Origin of the sequence: Croceitalea vernalis (assembly GCF_031846405.1) — a bacterium.
Lineage (GTDB): Bacteria > Bacteroidota > Bacteroidia > Flavobacteriales > Flavobacteriaceae > Croceitalea > Croceitalea vernalis.
Genome location: NZ_JAVRHU010000001.1, coordinates 1328020 through 1348207, shown reverse-complemented (window position 1 = coordinate 1348207; position 20188 = coordinate 1328020). Strand labels below are relative to the sequence as shown.

General features: G+C 34.9%; 18 protein-coding genes and 1 tRNA gene. 3 read left to right on the top strand and 16 right to left on the bottom strand.

The genetic code is table 11. From position 1 onward, the window contains the following. Positions 1-33: 33 nt before the first annotated feature. Both RM520_RS06100 and RM520_RS06095 read left to right on the top strand, forming a co-directional pair. The gene (locus RM520_RS06100; RefSeq protein ID WP_311384816.1) at positions 34-957 is read left to right on the top strand and encodes a PorP/SprF family type IX secretion system membrane protein; all 924 of its coding nucleotides are present in this window, start codon (positions 34-36) and stop codon (positions 955-957) included. A gap of 9 nt (positions 958-966) precedes the next feature. Beyond that, positions 967-2901, top strand: coding sequence for an OmpA family protein (locus RM520_RS06095; protein WP_311387335.1), 1935 nt, complete (start codon positions 967-969; stop codon positions 2899-2901). 65 nt (positions 2902-2966) lie between these two features. Here RM520_RS06095 and RM520_RS06090 read toward each other — a convergent pair whose 3' ends face one another. Further along, positions 2967-3104 carry a hypothetical protein gene (locus RM520_RS06090; protein ID WP_311384814.1) on the bottom strand — a complete coding sequence of 46 codons (138 nt, stop codon included), beginning with the start codon at positions 3102-3104 and terminating at the stop codon, positions 2967-2969. A gap of 85 nt (positions 3105-3189) precedes the next feature. Between RM520_RS06090 and RM520_RS06085 the strand changes: the two genes are divergently transcribed. Continuing rightward, positions 3190-3894, top strand: a complete 705-nt coding sequence (locus RM520_RS06085) for an RluA family pseudouridine synthase (RefSeq protein WP_311387334.1) — start codon at positions 3190-3192, stop codon at positions 3892-3894. 110 nt (positions 3895-4004) lie between these two features. Here RM520_RS06085 and RM520_RS06080 read toward each other — a convergent pair. From RM520_RS06080 to RM520_RS06010, 15 genes are all read right to left on the bottom strand, one after another. Continuing rightward, positions 4005-4078: transfer RNA gene (locus RM520_RS06080), tRNA-Arg, on the bottom strand. 6 nt (positions 4079-4084) lie between these two features. Further along, complete coding sequence (locus tag RM520_RS06075; RefSeq protein WP_311387333.1) at positions 4085-4537, bottom strand: GatB/YqeY domain-containing protein; 453 nt, start codon at positions 4535-4537, stop codon at positions 4085-4087. Between the two features lie 101 nt (positions 4538-4638). Beyond that, a complete protein-coding gene (gene ftsZ, locus RM520_RS06070; protein WP_311387332.1) occupies positions 4639-6606 on the bottom strand; it encodes a cell division protein FtsZ in 1968 nt (655 codons plus the stop codon). Between the two features lie 26 nt (positions 6607-6632). Continuing rightward, complete coding sequence (gene ftsA / locus RM520_RS06065) at positions 6633-7973, bottom strand: cell division protein FtsA (protein ID WP_311384810.1); 1341 nt, start codon at positions 7971-7973, stop codon at positions 6633-6635. Between the two features lie 3 nt (positions 7974-7976). Next, positions 7977-8708: a cell division protein FtsQ/DivIB gene (locus tag RM520_RS06060; RefSeq protein WP_311387331.1), complete on the bottom strand. Its 732-nt coding sequence runs from the start codon at positions 8706-8708 to the stop codon at positions 7977-7979. After that, a complete protein-coding gene (gene murC / locus RM520_RS06055) occupies positions 8686-10038 on the bottom strand; it encodes a UDP-N-acetylmuramate--L-alanine ligase (protein WP_311387330.1) in 1353 nt (450 codons plus the stop codon). The genes RM520_RS06060 and murC overlap by 23 nt, the downstream gene beginning before the upstream one ends. An 8-nt stretch (positions 10039-10046) precedes the next feature. Then, positions 10047-11165, bottom strand: a complete 1119-nt coding sequence (murG, locus tag RM520_RS06050) for an undecaprenyldiphospho-muramoylpentapeptide beta-N-acetylglucosaminyltransferase (protein WP_311387329.1) — start codon at positions 11163-11165, stop codon at positions 10047-10049. Continuing rightward, positions 11152-12354, bottom strand: a complete 1203-nt coding sequence (locus RM520_RS06045) for an FtsW/RodA/SpoVE family cell cycle protein (protein ID WP_311384806.1) — start codon at positions 12352-12354, stop codon at positions 11152-11154. The genes murG and RM520_RS06045 overlap by 14 nt, the downstream gene beginning before the upstream one ends. Positions 12355-12358: 4 nt before the next feature. Further along, on the bottom strand, positions 12359-13696 hold the full coding sequence (gene murD, locus RM520_RS06040) for a UDP-N-acetylmuramoyl-L-alanine--D-glutamate ligase (protein ID WP_311387328.1): 1338 nt from the start codon (positions 13694-13696) through the stop codon (positions 12359-12361). Between the two features lies 1 nt (position 13697). After that, the gene (mraY, locus tag RM520_RS06035) at positions 13698-14918 is read right to left on the bottom strand and encodes a phospho-N-acetylmuramoyl-pentapeptide-transferase (protein ID WP_311384804.1); all 1221 of its coding nucleotides are present in this window, start codon (positions 14916-14918) and stop codon (positions 13698-13700) included. A 3-nt stretch (positions 14919-14921) separates the two neighbouring features. Next, positions 14922-16385: a UDP-N-acetylmuramoyl-L-alanyl-D-glutamate--2,6-diaminopimelate ligase gene (locus RM520_RS06030; RefSeq protein WP_311387327.1), complete on the bottom strand. Its 1464-nt coding sequence runs from the start codon at positions 16383-16385 to the stop codon at positions 14922-14924. Beyond that, the gene (locus tag RM520_RS06025; protein ID WP_311387326.1) at positions 16382-18391 is read right to left on the bottom strand and encodes a penicillin-binding protein; all 2010 of its coding nucleotides are present in this window, start codon (positions 18389-18391) and stop codon (positions 16382-16384) included. Before RM520_RS06025 ends, RM520_RS06030 begins: the two co-directional genes overlap by 4 nt. Next, the gene (locus tag RM520_RS06020) at positions 18391-18708 is read right to left on the bottom strand and encodes an FtsL-like putative cell division protein (protein WP_311384801.1); all 318 of its coding nucleotides are present in this window, start codon (positions 18706-18708) and stop codon (positions 18391-18393) included. The genes RM520_RS06025 and RM520_RS06020 overlap by 1 nt, the downstream gene beginning before the upstream one ends. A gap of 40 nt (positions 18709-18748) precedes the next feature. Continuing rightward, the gene (rsmH, locus tag RM520_RS06015; protein WP_311387325.1) at positions 18749-19651 is read right to left on the bottom strand and encodes a 16S rRNA (cytosine(1402)-N(4))-methyltransferase RsmH; all 903 of its coding nucleotides are present in this window, start codon (positions 19649-19651) and stop codon (positions 18749-18751) included. Continuing rightward, on the bottom strand, positions 19644-20108 hold the full coding sequence (locus RM520_RS06010; protein ID WP_311387324.1) for a division/cell wall cluster transcriptional repressor MraZ: 465 nt from the start codon (positions 20106-20108) through the stop codon (positions 19644-19646). Before RM520_RS06010 ends, rsmH begins: the two co-directional genes overlap by 8 nt. Between the last annotated feature and the right edge of the window lie 80 nt (positions 20109-20188).

Here is a 20188-nt window from a genome sequence, read left to right as displayed (position 1 = left end):
ACCGATAACATAATTTTAATAAAAGCTTCAATAATGAAAAGTTATTTAAAATATATTTTACTAATGATATGTACCGGTTTTGGTTCTTCCATGTTTGGACAACAAGACCCTCAGTTTACACAATACATGTATAATACCCTAAGTGTTAATCCGGCTTATGCAGGATCAAGAGGTCATTTATCCATATTAGGAATGTATAGAACGCAATGGGTTGGATTAAATGGTGCACCAACAAGTCAAGTTTTAGCAATTGACGGACCGGTAGGTAACAACGTTGGGCTTGGCGTAATTCTAACTAATGATGAATTAGGCCCTGCTAACGAAACATTTTTTGACGCCAATTTTGCCTATACTATTAGGTTAAATGGTGATGACAAGAGACTATCTTTTGGTTTAAAAGGTGGCGGCCGATTATTTAACGTAGACTTTTCAAAAGGGTTGTTTGAAGACCAAACCGATGTCGCCTTTCAAAATAATATTGAAAATAAATTCTTCCCAACCATTGGAGCAGGAATTTACTATCATACTGATAAAGGATATTTTGGAATAGCTATACCAAACTTTTTTTCAGAGGAACATTATGATGGCTCTGTTCAAAAAATAGCAACAGAGAGACTACATTATTTTATTACCGGAGGGCGTGTTTTTGAGCTTAATCAAGATGTTTTATTTAAACCAGCTGTCTTTGTAAAATGGGTGCCTGGTGCACCAATAATTGCTGATTTGTCTGCTAATTTTTTAATAAAAGAAACCTTAACTCTTGGGGCAGCCTACAGATGGGATGATTCGTTTTCAGGATTATTAGGTATTGATATTTCTCCAAAATTTCATGTAGGCTATGCTTATGACTTTACGACGACTGAATTACAAAATTACAATAACGGTACCCACGAAATCTTTGTAAGATTTGAACTTAAATCACTAGATAAAAGATTAAAATCTCCAAGATTCTATTAAAATATTAGCATGAAAAAAATATTCTTTTACAGTATTGTTCTTATAGCAAATTTCTTGTTCGCTCAAAACACCAATACCTCAGCCGAAAAAAGCTTTAATTCTCTTTGGTATGTTAAAGCAGCCAAGCAGTTTCAAGCTCAGGTGGAAAGAGGCGATGATTCTCAAGAGGCACTTCAAAAAGTTGGAGATGCCTACTACTTTAATACCGATATGAAAAATGCGGTTAAATGGTACGGGCAACTATTCAGCAACTATGAGCAAGTTTTAGCACCTACCTATATTTTCAGATATATACATGCTTTAAAAGGGGTTGGCAATTATGGCATGGCAAAATTATTAACGAAAAGATATGAAGAGGTTTTAAAAGAAGCCGAATACGATATTAGTACTATAGAAAGTAATAAAGACCAATTAGAAAAGCTATTAAAAATGCAACCACAGTTCTATGTATCTAACTTATCTATAAATACGAAACTGGCAGACTTTGGTGCAGCCTATTACCAGAATCAAATTGTTTTTGCGTCCAGTAGAGATACGATGAACCTTCATACTCGAATTTATAAATGGAACGAACAACCCTATTTAAATTTATTTACTGCGGATACCATAAGTAGTGGATTAGATTTAAAAAATGTAACAGCATTCTCAAAAACCATAAATAGCAAATATCATGAGGCGATTGTCGCCTTTAGTCCGGACGGTAAAACCATGTATTTTACACGTAACAATTACACAAACAAAGACCTTAAAAGAGATGATGACGGTACCAATCATTTAAAATTATATAAATCAAAATTGGTTGATAACGCATGGAGCACTCCAATAGAGTTGCCATTTAATGATTTGAATTACTCTGTGGGTCAACCCGCCTTGAGCCCAGATGGAAAGAAACTATATTTCGTATCTGATATGCCAGGTTCAATCGGTTCAACAGATATTTTTGTAGTAGACATATTGGCTGACGACACCTATGGCAATCCAAAAAATTTGGGTCCTACAATAAATACTAGTGGAAGAGAAATGTTTCCATATGTAACAGAAGGGAAATTCTACTTTTCTTCAGATGGACATATCGGCTTGGGAGGTTTGGACGTTTTTGAAAGCTTGCAAAATGAATCGTTCTCTAAACCAATTAACTTAGGTAAGCCTCTAAATAGCAATCTTGACGATTTTGCCTATGTGGTGAATGAGCAAACACAACAGGGATACTTTTCCTCAAATCGAAAAGGTGGAAAAGGAGATGATGATATTTATTCATTTCAAAGAATAGAAGTACCGTGCACTCAATCAGTCTTTGGTCAAGTAACAAGTCAAGAAAACAATCGTCCTCTCTCGTATTCCATGGTTACTATAGAGGATAAGTCAGGTAAAGTTTTGGCTGAGACTACCAGTGATAATTTAGGTGAATATTATTTTGACTTAAACCTGCCTTGTGAGCAAATATTTTTAATTAAGGCAAGTAAAGAAGGTTTTGAGAACTCAGAAAGTCAATTTAAAACTTCTATAGAACCAAATTTCATAAATGAGGTTCCTGTAGGGCTTAAAAAGTTAAATCCACTTATTGTTCGAGAAGGCGGCCTATTAAAAATTAAAATCGGAATGATTTATTTTGATTTTGATAAACACAACATAAGATACGACGCATCAATTGAATTAAACAAAATTGTTTTCTTAATGAAAGAATATCCAAATATGATTATAAAAATTGAATCACATACAGATTCGAGAGGTAATGATGCATATAACGAGAGACTATCAGATAGAAGAGCAAAGGCTACAAGAGACTACATTATTTCAAATGGCATAGCAGCTAACCGAATAGAAAGCGCTATTGGTTATGGCGAAAAACAACTGGTCAATGAGTGTAATAATTCTTCAGAATGTAGTAACGAAAAACATAATGTAAACAGAAGATCGGAATTTATAATCTTACGATTAGAATAAACTCTGAATTTAATATAGAAAACCAGGAGGCTTGCGATTGCAAGCCTCTTGTGTTTTTTTAAATATTATTCGTCTTGATATTCTAAATCAAATACTATAAATTGAGTATCAGAAATCAAAAACATTCCTGAATCAGAAATACATATTACTCCAGTAATTTCGAATCCTATACGTTTACAAGAATATGGGGTAGGAATCTTCAATGCTATTCAAACTAAATCCGCCTTAAAGAAAGTATTAAAAAAACAACTAATTACTGTTAATGGATTCGTTGCCACTACGGCAACAATGATTAAGGGAGGAGAAACTATTGAGTTATTCATTCCTAAAAAAATTAGTTCTTCTCGAAGACTGATATTACCTCTTCGCATTTTATTTGAAGATGATTTCTTCGCAGTTATCTATAAACCAGCAGGTATTCTGGTTAGTGGTAATGGTTTTAAAACTATCGCTAACGCCTTAGAACAGAATTTAAAACCAAGTAATGCTGTTGATACTACTAAACCACAACCAATACATCGTTTAGATTATGCTACATCCGGTGTTTTATTAATTGGTAAAACAAGTAGTAGCATTCGTTTATTAAATGAGCAGTTTGAAAACAAAAAAGTAATGAAAACATATTACGCGGTCACTATTGGTGAAATGAGCATGAATGGCTTAATTTCACATGATATTGATGGTAAGAAATCAGAGACCACTTTTAAAGTGTGTCACTCGGTTTTGTCAAAAAGATTTGGTAAGCTCAATCTAGTTAAACTAAAGCCCAAATCGGGTAGAAAACATCAAATACGTAAACATTTATCAGGTATTGGTAATCCTATTTTAGGAGACGCAACTTATGGGGATGAAGGTAAAATATTAAAGGGTAAAGGAATGTATTTATTTGCCTACTCTTTGGAATTTCTCCATCCAATGACCAAAGAAAAGCTAAGATTCACCGCTGAGCTGCCTAAAAAATTTGAAAAAATATTCAATATCAACACTTTATGAAATATTTTCAAAGAATTTAAAATCCCTTTCTAATTATCTACTATTTGAAAGTATTAGTAACAAAAAAACGCTCAAGTAAACTTGGCGTTTTTATGAAAATATTTATTCTGTGACCACGGAGGGATTCAAACCCCCGACCGCTGGAGCCGAAATCCAGTGCTCTATTCAGCTGAGCTACGTGGCCTTATTTTTATGAACTAAGTTTAGCCTTTACTATTGAAGAAATGGTTTTACCGTCAGCTTGACCTGCTAATTCTTTAGATACTATACCCATAACCTTTCCCATATCTTTCATGCCGGTTGCACCTGTAGTATCAATAGTTTGTACAACTACTTTTTCTATTTCTTCTGCTGTTAACTGCTCCGGTAAAAATTGCTCTATCACTGCAACCTGTGCTAACTCAGGTTCTGCCAAATCAACTCTACCTTGTTCTGTAAATATGGTGGCACTATCCTTTCTTTGTTTTACCAATTTTTGGACTAATTTCACTTCATCTTCTTCTGAAAGTTGTCCACCAGCACCTTTATCAGTCTGCGCTAATAATATTGCTGATTTAATCGCTCGCAAGGATTCTAAAGCTACAGTATTCTTAGCTTTCATAGCAGCCTTCATTTCAGTCATAACTTTTTCTTGCAAACTCATTTTCTCTTGTTTTAGGGCTGCGAAGATAAAAAATAAACCCGAAAGTTGATATCACTTTCGGGTTTAGGAATTCCATTAAAATGGAAACAATTTAAACACTACTAATCAACATTATCATGCAAAAAAGAGTTGTTTGATCGTAATTGAATTTCATCATTACTATCTTCACCTAAACTCATTCTTGATACTTTTTGCTCGGTAGGATTCTCATTTAAATCAATACCCTGTCTTTTGTAAGCTGGTTGCTTCTCTATCTCATCAATACTGTTTCTACTATTCTGAAATTTGTAATTGAAGTTTTTTAATTTTTTGCGTCTTTCGTCAGCTCTATCTTTTAGCATATCATCTATAGAACTATTCATCGGGTCAGCGCTGCCTGTAGAGTTTTCTCCACCAGTTGCTGCTTCTACTTTAATTGTCTTTTTCTCAAAAACCAGCTCATCTTCTACTAGTTTAGGTTCATGAGTCTCGGCTACTGACCTAGCTCCTGTCAATTGAGTTTCTAACTCCATATACTCTTCAAGGTTATAGCGCGTCTCACCTTCCTTATTGAAGTCTAAAACAGGGCTTACCTCAACATACTCATTAACATCAACTTCTCGAGCTTCATCTGTTAAATCAAATACAATAGTATTTTCTTTTACTTCATCATCAGTTTTATCTTTATTTAAAGGCATATCAAAAGAAAACGCAATTTGGTCTTCTTCTTGAGAAGCGGCAGAAACTTCTTCTGGATCAACAACTTCAATATCGTTAAGAATATTCTTTGCTTCAATAATAATAAAGTCATCTTCAACATTTGTAGCAATAACTTCTTCAACTGTTTCTGGAATTACCTCCTCATAAAAAACATTGAAATTTTTGATATAATTTGTTGTGGTAATTAAATCAGATTCTGGTAACTGTACTTCTGGTTCATCAAGTTCTTCTTCTAATTGATGCTTGATGACTGGTTCTTCAAATATTGGCTGTGTGATAGAAGAATCTACAGTTTCTTCTCCTCCAAGGTTTTGAACTGCTTTTTGCTCATCTTCCAAAGTATGAATTATCTTCTTTGTTTCTGTATTGACTATTTCATCTTGTTGATCACTATTAAAACCAGTTGCAATAACTGTCACTGCAATAGCGTCACCCAATTCATCATCCTCACCAATACCCATTATAATATTGGCTGAATGCCCTGCTTCCATTTGAATGAAATCATTGATTTCACCGATTTCATCAATTGTAATTTCTTGACCTCCAGAAACTATAAGTAGTAGTACATTTTTAGCTCCAGTAATTTTATTATCGTTAAGTAAAGGGGAATCTAGGGCTTTTGTAATAGCTTCGTTCGCTCTTGCAGAACCAGAAGCGGTAGATGAGCCCATTATCGCAGTACCACTATCAGAGAGTACTGTTTTTGCATCTCTAAGGTCAATATTTTGTGTATAATGATGAGTTATTACTTCAGCTATGCCTTTTGCAGCTGTAGATAAGACTTCATCTGCTTTGGAAAAACCTGCCTTATAGCCTAGGTTTCCGTAAATATCTCTTAATTTATTATTGTTGATTATGATTAGAGAATCAACATTATCACGAAGTTTAGCAATACCTTGTTGCGCTTGACCACATCGATGTGCACCTTCAAATTGGAATGGAGTTGTAACGATACCAACAGTAAGAACACCCAATTCTTTTGCTGTTTTTGCTATAATTGGAGCAGCTCCTGTACCAGTACCACCTCCCATACCAGCCGTGATAAAGACCATTTTTGTGTTTTGCTCCAACAGGGTCTTAATATCCTCCATACTTTCCATTGCAGCTTGCTCACCAACCGATGGGTCGGCACCAGCACCTAAACCTTCAGTTAACGAAACCCCTAGTTGAATTTTATTTGGAATTGAACTGTTTTCTAAGGCTTGAGAATCAGTATTACAAATTACAAAGTCTACACCATTAATACCTGCTCGAAACATGTGGTTGATAGCATTGCTACCACCACCACCGACTCCAATTACTTTAATGACGTTACTTTTATGCTTTGGTAAATCAAAGGATATATTTTCAAATTCGTTGTTCTTACTCATGGTGCTCTTATTTATTGTGGGTGTTTTTATTCTGCGTTATCTAAAAAATCTTTTAATTTTTCAGACCATTTGTCAAATATGGATTTACGTTCTTTCTGGGTAACGCTTGAAACCGAATTAGCCTGCATTCCTTCATGACCTGCCAAAACTTCTTCATGTTCAAGTGTCTTTTCTTCAGAAGATTCTTCAAGTTCAAAATTCTTTGAATTTGTTTCTAAAGCATTCATTAATAGCCCAACAGCAGTAGCGTATAACGGACTTGCAATTTCTTCATCTGAATCACCAGCTAAATGCTCATTTGGGTATCCAATTCTGGTATCCATACCAGTAATATATTCAACCAATTGTTTTAAATGCTTTAATTGACTACCGCCACCAGTCAAAACAATACCTGCAATTAGTTTCTTTTTTTGTTCTTCATGTCCATAGTTCTTTATTTCTACATAGACTTGTTCAATAATTTCAACTACACGGGCATGAATTATTTTCGAAAGGTTTTTTAGTGTTATCTCTTTAGGCTCACGACCTCTTAAACCAGGGATAGAAACAATTTCATTATCCTTATTCTCACCTGGCCAAGCGGAACCAAATTTCATCTTCAATAATTCAGCTTGTTTTTCTATTATAGAACATCCCTCTTTAATATCTTCCGTAATTACATTACCACCGAAAGGAATCACAGAAGTATGACGTATGATACCATCTTTAAAAATGGCTAAATCTGTAGTACCACCTCCAATATCAATCAATGCCACACCAGCTTCTTTTTCTTCTTGACTTAAAACAGCCTCTGCAGATGCCAAAGGCTCAAGGGTTATATTGGCTAAATCTAGCCCCGCGCTTTTAATACAACGCCCAATATTCTTAATAGAAGTTACCTGGCCCACGACAACATGAAAATTTGCCTCTAAACGTCCACCGTACATACCAATAGGTTGCTTAATTTCCGATTGACCATCAACTTTATATTCTTGAGGTAATACATGTATAATTTCTTCACCTGGCAGCATAACCAACTTATAAACTTGGTTGCATAGTTTATCTAAGTCTTCATCATCTATTACTTCTTCAGCATTTGGCCTTGTGATGTAATCGCTGTGCTGTAAACTTCTAATATGCTGACCAGCAATGCCTACTACTACAGAACCAATTTGTAAACCAGCATTAACCTCGGCTTGTTCAACAGCTTGTTGAATTGATGATATGGTTTGCGTGATATTATTTACTACTCCACGGTGAACACCAAGACTTTTTGAGCGACCGGTACCTAATATTTCTATTTTCCCGTATTCATTTTCTTTACCAATTATTGCCACTATTTTGGTAGTACCAATATCTAAACCAACTGAATAATTACCCTGTTCCATATGTTATATTTTTGTGCAAACAACCTGATTGTCAAATTCTAAACTTACTACTGCGTAGTTCTCTAAAGTTCTATCTTTCGCTGCCTTTATATAGAAGGCCATAAAATTTTTAAATTTTTCATCAAGGTTTTCTACACCACCCAAATTCACTACAAAATTCTCAATCCTAAATTTCAATTGATACTTTCCTTCATCTTCAATATGAATTCCAATGACATTTTTTCGTAAAAAGTCATCTTTATTCACATAATCCAAAATGACATAAGCATCTTCTAAACTCTTACCTGTAACCTTACCTGTTATTATTGGCACTCTTGCCGAATGATAACGAGATAATGGCATGCGACGACCAGTATCATCCAAATAAAATTTGGAGATTCCTTCTACCCTACCAATTGGTTTTCTTTGAACAATTTTAGAAATAAGTTCTCCCTCAATTGAGAGATAGACTTGGGCACTTTTCACCATTTCATTAGACGCAATAATCGTCTCTATGGTATTCAAAACTACTTGTTCTTTTGCCGTATTTTTGACGCCCCCATAATTTTGTATTAACAATTTATTAACTGCATCTTCTGTCAGATATAAATCGTTGTCTCCTAAAAACTTAATAGAAATAGTCTCAATATTTTTAGACCTACTTCTGTAATCTGCAAATCCGTATAGAGCTATTACAGTCAATAACAACCCTGTAAATTTTAAAAAGTTCCAATTAATTTGCATATGCCAATTCATTTTTAATATTATTCACTTCAAGCCCGATATCCCCTGCACCCATTGTAATCAATACTTCGGGCCTACATTTATTAATCTCATTAATCAATTCTGATTTTTTGATTAATTTTTTATTAGGATTATCTATTTGTTCCAACAACCAAGAGGAGTTAACCCCTTTTATTGGCTCTTCTCTTGCTGGATAAATATCTAGTAATAGCACGGTATCAAATTTTGCAAGGCTTGTTGCAAAACCATCAATAAAATCTTTTGTTCTAGAAAATAAATGTGGTTGAAAAATTGCAACTACCTTTTTATCAGGATGCATCTCGGTAACTGCTTGATAAACTGCATTAATCTCAGTTGGATGATGTGCGTAATCATCAATAAAAACAAAATCTTTTTCCTTTATTTGATATGAAAATCTACGTTTAACACCTTTAAATGTAGATAAAGCTTCAGCTAGGCGGTATGGTTGGGAAACGACCTGTACCGCCATTGCAAAAGCAGCTAATCCATTAAGCAAATTGTGCTTACCCGGTTTATTGAAACGCACATTGCTGATCGTTTCTTCCGGAGTCTTCAAATCAAATATGTAGGTACCTTGTTCAATCTTAATATTATTGATTACATAATCGGAGTCATCTTCAATTCCGTATGTAGTTCCGTCAAGTGGAAGGCCATTCCGTACTAATAATTTTCCACTTGGTTTTATTTTATTTATAAAGTCTTTAAATGATTCTTGAAGAGCTTTATCCGTACCATAAATATCTAAGTGATCAGCATCCATGGATGTAACACATGCCACATTTGGGGAAAGCTGTAAAAAAGAACGGTCATATTCATCAGCTTCAACAACAGAAAATTCTGTTCCTTCAAGAACAAAATTACTATTAAAGTCCTCGGAGATTCCGCCTAAGAAAGCGGTTAGTGGTGTGTTCGTTTCTTTAAGTAAATGGGCAAGTATACTCGATGTAGTTGTTTTACCATGCGTACCCGCCACAGCAAAACAAAAAGTATCCTCTGTAATGATTCCCAAAACTTCTGAACGTTTTTTGACTTCATAATTATTCTCTTTGAAATATTGTAATTCTGAATGTTCTTCTGGTACAGCAGGTGTATAAACAATTAAGGAATTGTAGGTTGTTTTAAAAGATTCTGTAATAAGGCTTATATCATCCTCAAAATGTATTGAAATACCAAGTTCAATTAATTCATTTGTAAGTGGAGTTTGAGTTTTATCATAACCAGCAACATTTTTATTGAGGAACCTAAAATACCGGGCAAGTGCAGACATACCGATACCACCTATACCAATAAAGTAGACGTTATGTATATCTTTTAAATTCATGTCCAACATTAAACCATCTCAGAAATGACGGTGTTTTTATTTTTAATAATTTTTTCTATTTCATCAACAATACGCTCCGTTGCTTTTGGTAGCGCGAGTTTTTTAATATTAATTGATATCGAATTTTGTTTTTCTTTTGAATTCACTAAGTCCGCAAAGACCTTTTGAAATTCCCTATCTAGGTTTTTTTCCTTAAGCATTAAAGCTGCTTGCTTATTAACCAATGCTTTAGCGTTCTTTGTTTGATGATCTTCAGCGACATTGGGTGATGGAATAAATACTGTAGGCTTACCAACCAAACATAACTCAGATACTGAACCAGCTCCAGCTCTTGATATAACAAAATCTGATGCTGAATAGGCAAAATCCATTTTATTTAGAAAAGCTTTTACTTTTACATTTTCAGTATCATACTTTTTATAATCATCATAGTACAATTTGCCACATTGCCACAATAATTGTAATCCCATTTCTTTAAAGAATGGAAGTTCTTTCTCTATAAGTTGATTTATTCGCCTGGCACCAAGACTACCACCTAAAACTAAAACCGTTGGGTTGTTGTTACTTAAACCAAAGAAATCTAATGCCTCATTCTGGTCAGTCTTCATATGAACTAAATCAGTCCTAACAGGATTACCAGTTTTGATGGTTCTTTCTTTAGGGAAAAATTGTTCCATTCCATCATAGGCCACACAAATTTTTTCTGCTTTACCAGCCAATAACTTATTAGTAACTCCGGCAAAAGAGTTTTGTTCTTGCAGTACATAAGGCACTTTGCTAATAGCCACCATTTTTAATAATGGTCCACTAGCAAATCCACCTGTGCCAATTGCAATATCAGGTTGAAACTTTTTCACTATGTTTCGTGCTCTTAACAAACTTTTTATCAATTTTATAGGAAACATTAAATTCTTAAAGGTTAGTTTCCGTTGTAATCCACTTATCCAGAGGCCCTCGATTTTATATCCTGCCTGTGGTACTTTTTCCATTTCCATTTTATCCTTAGCGCCAACAAATAAAAACTCAGCATCCTTAAATCTTCTTTTCAATTCATTTGCTATGGCTATGGCCGGATAAATATGCCCACCTGTGCCTCCTCCAGAAATTATGAACTTATAATTGTCCACTTAATACTTCTAAAGGATTATTTTCATCTATATTCAAAACATTTGGGTCTTCCTGCTTTTTATCGCTTGCACTTAAAACAATACCGATAGCAAGACAGGTCATCCAAATTGCAGTCCCTCCCCTGCTCACAAGTGGCAAAGGTTGCCCAGTTGTCGGAAACAAACCGACGGTAACTGCCATATGAACAAAGGCTTGTATAACTATAGGAAGACCAACTCCTATGACCAATAATTTGGCAAAAACAGTCTTGGTTCCATTCGCTACGACAACAACTCTAAAGAGCAATAGCATATAAAAAAATAAAAGCGCCAAACCTCCGGCAAGTCCATATTCTTCTATTACAATTGCATAAATAAAATCAGAATCGCTCTCAGGTAATATATTTTTCATCACACTTTTACCAGCTCCCTTACCTAAAATACCCCCTTCAGCAATTGCCATTTTAGACTTATCGAGCTGAGAAAGCACTCTATCGTTAGCTTCTTTACCATTCCAAAAACGCTCAATTCGATTTTTCCAAGTTACCGCCCTCGACGACGGAATAACTTCAGGATTGGTCATTAAAACAGTGACAAACAGACCTATTAAAACTATACCTGTACCTGCAATGGCCGTTAAATACTTCAAAGGATATCCCCCCATAAAACAGAGCAAGAAAGCAATAGAGCCAATTATAGCAGCAGTAGAAAAATTTTCAGGTAAAACAAGACCAACAACAAGAATAATAGGCAACCAAAGGGGTAAAATGCTTTCTTTAAAAGTAATTTTTTTGTCTCTTATTTTGCTTAAGTACCTTGCCACCCATATCATAAGTACTACGGAAGCTAAAGTTGATGTTTGAAAGTTTACACCAACAAAAGGTATTTTTATCCATCTATTAGCCGTTGCACCACCAATCTCTGTTTCAACCGTAAGTGTATAGCCTAATAAAACCAAAACAACTGGCATGGCTATAAGCGACAAACCTTTAAAATAATGAGTAGGTATTTTATGGACCGAGTAAATAATTGCAAAACCAAGTACCCATAAAGCAGCTTGTTTTGTCATTAGATACATGAACGATTTACCTCCAGAAAAAACATGGTTCGCGGCTGCACTATATACTGGCAAAAAAGAAAACAAGGCTAATAGGGCAACAATAGCCCAAATTGCTTTATCTCCTTTTAAGTTTTTAAACAGTGCTAACATTTATTTATAATTTTTTTATCGCGGCTTTAAATTGATTACCTCTATCCTCATAATTTTCAAACAAATCAAAACTTGCACATGCCGGTGACAGTAAAACCGTATCACCCCGTTCAGCAATCTTATAAGCAACCTTTATAGCTTCTTCCATTGAAAAGGTTTCGACAAGTGGTTCAACTACATTACCGAAAGTTTCAATAAGTTTAGTATTGTCCATACCAAGACAAATAATTCCTTTCACCTTTTCACGTACCATAGACATTAATTCTGAATAATCATTTCCTTTATCAACTCCACCAACTATCCACACAATAGGTTTTTTAATACCATCTAATGCATAATAAGTTGCATTTACATTTGTTGCTTTGGAATCATTTACATATTCCACGTGATTAATCTTTAATACCTTCTCTAGTCTGTGAGGTGCGCCTTGAAAAGACTCTACACTTTTAAGAATGCTTTCTTTTCGCACATTCACCAAAAGAGCTGCCAATGAAGCTGCCATGGTGTTCTTAACATTATGCTGGCCATCTAAGGCTAAAAAATCTGTGCTCATTTCTATGGTATTATTAGGTTGTATATTTATTATTATGGTTTCATTCTTAAGCCACGCTCCAAATTCTTGCTCTCTATTTAGAGAAAACGGAACTAATTTGGATTGAACTGGGTGCTCATTTAACCAATTGGCAATAACTTCATCATCAGCATCATAAATCAAAAAGTCGTTTTCATCTTGATTCATAGTAATACGAAACTTGGATGCTATATACTTTTCAAATTCATACTCATACCTATCTAAATGATCAGGTGTAATATTTGTTAGGATAGCAATCTTTGGCTTAAAGTCAATAATACCATCTAATTGAAAACTGCTGATTTCTAAAACATAATTTTCAAAAGGTTTTTCAGAAACCATTTTGGCATAACTGTCACCAATATTGCCTGCCATACCGACACTCAAACCACCTTCTTTTAGCAGGTGATTGGTTAGCATGGTTGTTGTTGTTTTTCCATTGCTTCCTGTAATTCCCAAAATAGTTGCATCTGTATATTTCGAAGCAAATTCTATTTCTGAAATAACTGACACCCCTTTCTGAACAATTTCTTTTACTAGAGGTACTTTATCTGGAATTCCTGGACTTTTCATAACCAAATCGGCATCTAGAATTTTAGAATTGCTATGCTGGCTTTCCTCCCATTCAATCTCAAAATGTTTAAGAACGTCTTTATACTTTTTTTTAATTTTTCCTTTATCAGAAAGAAAAACATTAAATCCTTTTTGCTTTCCCAAAATGGCTGTGCCTACTCCACTTTCTCCTCCGCCAAGTATAACTAAGCGTTTCATACTACCTTATTTTTAAGGTCACAATACTCACTACTGCCAATAGAATTCCTATAATCCAAAAGCGAGTAACAATTTTACTTTCGTGATATAATTTTTTCTGATAATGATGATGTAGTGGTGCCATTAGAAAAATGCGCTTACCTTCACCAAACTTCTTTTTAGTATGCTTGAAATAACCTACTTGTAACATTACTGATATGGATTCAGCAAAGAAGATTCCACATAGAATTGGAATCAATAATTCTTTGCGAACTATAATGGCAATAACAGCGATTACTCCACCTATTGTCAAACTACCCGTATCACCCATAAATACTTGAGCAGGGAACGCATTATACCATAAAAAACCTACCAAACCACCTGCAAAAGCCGCTATAAACACCACTAATTCACCCACCCGTGGTATGTAAAAAATATCTAGATAATTCGAGAATTGAATATTACCTGAAACCCAGGCAAAAATACCAAGTGTTAATACTATTATAGCCGATGATCCAGCCGCTAAACCATCAATCCCGTCCGTCAAATTTGCGCCGTTAGAAACGGCCGTAACGATAAGAATGACAACCGGAATAAAAATCAGCCATGCGTATTTCTCCATTCCATCGCCTGCCCATGCAATAAAATCTGCATAGTCCAATTCATTATTCTTAAAGAAAGGAACATTAGTTCTAACAGATTTTTTCTCTTTACCAATGACACGTTCAACAGTGAATTGTTCTGTTATTATCGAACTATCCTTCTCTTTCATTGTTACTAATGGGTGAAAATAAAGCACAATACCAACGATAAGTCCAAGAACAACTTGACCCATTATTTTAAATCTTCCTTTAAGTCCTTTCTTATCTTTTTTAAAGATTTTAATATAGTCATCTATAAATCCGATAACCCCCATCCAAAGCATGGTAATTATCAATAAAATGACATAAATATTCTTTAAATCAGCGAACAATAATACAGGAACCAAGGTCGACATAATGATAATCAAACCGCCCATTGTTGGTGTGCCTGCTTTCTGTTTTTGCCCGTCTAACCCTAAATCTCTAATACTTTCTCCTATTTGCTTTTTTTGCAAGAACAAAATCACTCGTTTACCATACACTACAGCAATAAGCAATGATATTAATACCGCTAAAGCCGCCCGAAATGTCAAAAACTGAAAAAGTGACGCTCCAGGTAGTTGGTATTGTTGCTCTAAGTATTCAAACAGATAATAAAGCATTGTCTATTTATTTAAACTTATCAGTGCTGCTTTGATTTCTTTAAAATCATCAAAATCAACACGAGTTCCATTGGTTTCTTGGTAGGTCTCGTGACCTTTTCCAGCTACGAGAATAATATCATTTGCAGCCGCTAATTTGCAAGCAGTTTTAATGGCTTGTTTTCTATTCTCTATAGATAGAATCTTTTTTACATTTTGCGGTTCAACTCCGCCTTCCATTTCTTCTATTATAGTTTCAGGTGACTCTGTTCTTGGATTATCAGAAGTAAAAATGGCTTGATTACTCATTTCAGAAGCGATATGACCCATAACCGGACGCTTAGACTTGTCACGATCACCACCACACCCCACTACGGTGATGACGTTTTCATTTCCAGTCCTCAACGCATTGATTGTAATCAACACATTTTTTAATGCATCCGGTGTATGGGCATAATCAACTATTGCTGTAATTTTTTCTTTTGATATAAAGTATTGAAACCTTCCATCTACATTTTCTAATTCACTAATGAGTCTTAAAATCTCTAACTTTTCTAAGCCTAATAATTCAGCTGTGGCGTATATAGCTAAAAGGTTATAGGCATTAAAATCACCGATTAATTTGGACCATAGTTCATTTTCGTCAATCTTTAATAATTGACCATTGATTTGGTTTTCTAAAATTTGACCACGATAATCTGCAAATGATTTTAAGGCATAAGTATATTTTTTTGCTTTAGTATTTTGTAGCATTACTATGCCATTTTTATCATCCAGATTGGTAAGTACGAATGATGTTTTAGGCAAACCATCAAATAATTTCTTTTTAGTATCACGATACTCAGCAAACGTTTTATGATAATCAAGATGATCATGAGAAAGGTTGGTAAAAATTGCTCCCTCAAATTTCAGCCCTTCAGCTCTTTTTTGATGAATTCCATGTGAACTAACTTCCATAAAGCAAAATTCAACCCCTGCTTCATTCATTAAGCATAAATGATAATTAATCGTCAATGCATCTGGTGTTGTATGTGTAGTCTTATATTCAACTTCGTCTACCATTATTTTGATAGTAGATATTAGCCCTACTTTGTATCCTGCCTTCTTGAAAAGACTATATAATAATGAGGTAACAGTAGTTTTTCCATTCGTACCTGTTACCCCAACTAATTTTAAATTCTTAGAAGGGTTTTCATAAAAATTAGAAGCCATTATGGCTAAAGCCCTATTCCCATTATCAACTTGTAAATAGGTTACACCGTTTACAAGAATACTTGGCATAACCTCGCACACTACTGCCTTGGCACCAGCATCTATAGCCGTTTTAATGTATTTATGACCATCAGTCACCAGACCTTTGATAGCCACAAAAACATCATCCATTTCAACTTTACGAGAATCAAAATGCATACTATTAACTATAACATTGGTATCTCCTGAAACAGCAGAAAGACCAACCCCATATAATATGTCCTTTAATAACTTCATGATAGTTGTAAGACTATTTTTTCAACTTCTTTAATATTGGTTCCTTTAGCAACGGATTGTTGTTTTACTTTTCCATTACCTTGAACTTCGACTTGAACCCCAAGATTTTCTAAAATCGCAACCGCATCCATACCTGACATTCCTTTTAAATCAGGTATTACCTGATATTGTTTTTGAACATGTGTATAAAAAGATTTGTAGGATTGATCACTACGGTCTGATTTATGGTTTTGCGGAACTACCTCGTCTGCTACTGGCGAAGTGATATAAATTTTCTCAGCTAAAGACTTAAATACCGGACCTGAAACGTCGGCCCCATAATATCCAACACTCTTATCCGGCTCATGAATAACAACAATGCACGAATATTGAGGGTTGTCTGCAGGAAAATATCCTACAAATGATGATATATAAGCCAGTTTATCTGGGTCTTTGGCTACATAATTCTTTTGACATGTACCGGTTTTACCTGCCATGGAAAAGTTTTTAGAATACAAACCATTTCCTGTACCATAATCCTTTTCAACAACATCTTTCAATAATTGTTGCACTTTTTTAATGGTCTCTTTTGAACAAATAGAAGGGTTGATAACTTCTTTTTTAAATTCCTTCAATACTTTATTACCAACTCTTGCCTGTTTAATAAATCGTGGTCTGACCATTTCACCATCATTGGCGATGGCATTATAAAAGGCCAATGTTTGCAAGGGGGTCATCGCCACTTCATACCCGTGCGACATCCAAGCTAAGGAAATACCGGACCAACCATTATCGCCGGGATAACGCAATACAGGTTGCCCTTCACCCATAATAGGTAGTTCTAAATTTTTGTGAAGCCCCATGTTCATCAAGCGATTAACATAATCTTCTGGATTCGCCTTATAATTCTCATGAATCATTTTGGCAAAAGCGGTATTAGAGGAGATCGCGAATGCTTTAGCCATTGATATTTTTCCATAACCTCCCCATTTTGAATCTTTTACGGTACGATCATAAATTCGCCATCTTCCTTTTTCGGTATCTACAATGGAACTGGTATCTATTACCTTATCTTCTAATGCAGCCACCATGGACATTAATTTAAAAGTAGATCCTGGCTCGTGCGACTCTCCAACAGCATAATTTAATTTTTCGTAGTATTTACCTTCATCCGTTCTACCTAAATTGGATATTGCCTTAATCTCTCCAGTTTTAGTCTCCATCACCACAACAGTACCATGATCGGCTTTGTAATCTTCTAACTGTTTTAGTAAAGCTTGATGCGCTATATCTTGAATATTTGTATTAATTGTGGTAACTATATCACGCCCATCTTGAGGCTCAATAATGTTATCAAAACCTACTGGCTTCCATTCGCCACCAGCACTTTTTTGTTTTAAACGTTTACCTTCATTTCCTCTTAAATAAGTTGAACCAAAAGCACCATCGAGGCCTACCCTTGTAATATGACCTTCTTCATCAACTCTTTCATACCCAATGCTACGAGCAGCCATTTTACCCAAAGGATATTCTCTAACTACACGGTGAGTTTCCATGAATCCACCTCTGTTAGGGCCATATCTAAATAATGGAAATTTGCGCATACGCGCATATTCTAGGTATTCAACATTACGAGCAATTAATTTGTATCCATTTTTATTCGCTCTAGCTTTTCTGAATAATTGGCTATAGTAAGCAGAAGGTTTATTAAAAAGCACTCCTAAAGAATCACAAAGCGGATCAATATTATTATCCCAATCTTCCTTCTTAACCGTATTTGCATCAAAGCGAATCTCATATTTGGCAACTGATGCTGCCAAAAGACTACCATCATCTGCATAAATATTACCACGATTAGGTTGAATAGTAAACATAAACTCGGTCTTTTCCATGGCGAGTTCTTTATATTCAACCCCCTTAACCATTTGTATATCAATCAACTTCACCACCACGGTAATTGCGAACACCAAAAGACCTCCTGCAATCAGGTACAATCTATTCATGATATTTTTTTCGCTTATAGCCACTATCGAGTTTCTTTAACTATTATCTTTTGTGGAGGGCTAACTGAAGGTTTCAAACCTTTAGAGGCAATCGTATGCTTTAAGGATGATTCTAATTTGAGTTGTTGTAAATCGCGACGCGTCTCTACAAACTCGCTTCGTAGGGCTCTCACTTCTTCATTTAGTGCAGCTATTTCGTGCACTTTTTTATCAGCTTGGTGACTACTTGAAATCATCATGGCAGCTAAAAAGGAAGCGAATAGTAAAAAAAGCCAGTTTTTAGGTGCGTCACCGCTAACCAAAAACTTGCCTTTTAAAATATCCAATAAGCCTTTTTTCATTTTCATTTTACTTCTGATATTTCTAATTAAAAAACAGAAACTACATACGCTCCGCTATACGGAGCTTAGCAGAACGTGCTCTATTGTTCTGCGCTATTTCATTTGATGATGGAATTATTAAACCACCTACTTTTTTAAAAGGCACATTTATGTTCCCATAAAAATCTTTTTCTGCCTCACCTTCAAATTTGCCATCTCTAATAAATCGCTTAACAAAACGATCCTCTAAAGAATGGTAGCTAATCATACTTAACCGTCCACCTTGTTTTAATACTTCAGGCGTTTGTTCTAAAAACGACTTTAGCACTTCAAGCTCTTGGTTAACTTCAATACGAATAGCCTGATAGATTTGGGCCAAAATTTTGTTCTCTTTCATTTTTGGCAAAAATTGTTTCAAGACAGTTTTTAACTGCTCTGTAGTCTTGATTGGGTTTTCTAATCTAGACTCGACTATTTTTTTTGAGATAGCGTTTGCATTTCTTAACTCTCCGTAGTCAAAAAACACCTTAGCTAGATTTTCTATTGAATACTTATTCACCACTTTAAAAGCAGAAAGCTCATTTTTTCTACTCATTCTCATGTCTAAATCAGCATTAAAACGAATCGAAAAACCACGCTGTGCTTGATCAAACTGATGAGATGAAACTCCAAAATCAGCTAATATTCCATCAACTTTAAGAATGCCATAGAACTTTAAAAACTGCTTGAGAAACCTAAAATTTTCATTAATCAAAGTAAACCGCTGATCGTCTACGGTATTCACCAATGCGTCTTCATCTTGATCAAAGGCAAATAATTTACCTTCAGGCCCCAATCGTTTCAATATTTCTTTAGAGTGTCCGCCGCCGCCAAAAGTGACATCAACATAAACTCCATTTTCATGAACTTTCAAACCATCAACCGATTCTTGCAACAGTACCGGATTGTGGTACTCCTCATTCATTTATTCCCTCTTTTTTATCTACAACAAAAATATTTTCAGCTACATCACCGTATGCATTATCACTCTCTTGCAATACAGCTTCATACTTTTCTTTATCCCAAATCTCTATACGGTCATCGGCGCAGTGTAAAGACACTTCTTTAGTAATGCCAGCAAACTCGATTAAGTTTTTAGGTATTTGAAAACGTCCTGTTTCTGAATCTACTTTCAAATCTGGCTTAATACCAGCGGTAAACTTTCTGAAGAACAAATCATAATCTCTGCTAATATTCTTTTTAGCTCTAACCTGTTGCATTAAAACATCAAATTCACTTTTAGGAAAGAGCTCAATACATTCTTGAAAAACTGCTCTTTTAATTACAAAATCTTGATTGATCACTGGCATAAGTTGACCTTTAAGAGAATTTGGTAGTGTTACCCTTCCCTTAGCATCGGCTTTGCAGTCAAATTGACCCATCAAATTCATTTGCAAGAATTGTTTAAAAGAATTAAATCCAAATATATAGATTTTATCTCCACATATCTCCACTTAAAGAC

Coding starts and splice junctions, on each gene's coding strand:
- RM520_RS06030 (WP_311387327.1), bottom strand. CDS start 16,385: ATGAAGTTATTAAAGGACATATTATATGGGGTTGGTCTTTCTGCTGTT.
- mraY (WP_311384804.1), bottom strand. CDS start 14,918: ATGCTTTATTATCTGTTTGAATACTTAGAGCAACAATACCAACTACCT.
- RM520_RS06100 (WP_311384816.1), top strand. CDS start 34: ATGAAAAGTTATTTAAAATATATTTTACTAATGATATGTACCGGTTTT.
- RM520_RS06060 (WP_311387331.1), bottom strand. CDS start 8,708: ATGAATTGGCATATGCAAATTAATTGGAACTTTTTAAAATTTACAGGG.
- murC (WP_311387330.1), bottom strand. CDS start 10,038: ATGAATTTAAAAGATATACATAACGTCTACTTTATTGGTATAGGTGGT.
- RM520_RS06020 (WP_311384801.1), bottom strand. CDS start 18,708: ATGAAAAAAGGCTTATTGGATATTTTAAAAGGCAAGTTTTTGGTTAGC.
- murD (WP_311387328.1), bottom strand. CDS start 13,696: ATGAAACGCTTAGTTATACTTGGCGGAGGAGAAAGTGGAGTAGGCACA.
- RM520_RS06075 (WP_311387333.1), bottom strand. CDS start 4,537: ATGAGTTTGCAAGAAAAAGTTATGACTGAAATGAAGGCTGCTATGAAA.
- RM520_RS06095 (WP_311387335.1), top strand. CDS start 967: ATGAAAAAAATATTCTTTTACAGTATTGTTCTTATAGCAAATTTCTTG.
- rsmH (WP_311387325.1), bottom strand. CDS start 19,651: ATGAATGAGGAGTACCACAATCCGGTACTGTTGCAAGAATCGGTTGAT.
- RM520_RS06045 (WP_311384806.1), bottom strand. CDS start 12,354: ATGTTAGCACTGTTTAAAAACTTAAAAGGAGATAAAGCAATTTGGGCT.
- RM520_RS06085 (WP_311387334.1), top strand. CDS start 3,190: ATGATTAAGGGAGGAGAAACTATTGAGTTATTCATTCCTAAAAAAATT.
- RM520_RS06010 (WP_311387324.1), bottom strand. CDS start 20,108: ATGGGTCAATTTGACTGCAAAGCCGATGCTAAGGGAAGGGTAACACTA.
- ftsA (WP_311384810.1), bottom strand. CDS start 7,973: ATGGAACAGGGTAATTATTCAGTTGGTTTAGATATTGGTACTACCAAA.
- ftsZ (WP_311387332.1), bottom strand. CDS start 6,606: ATGAGTAAGAACAACGAATTTGAAAATATATCCTTTGATTTACCAAAG.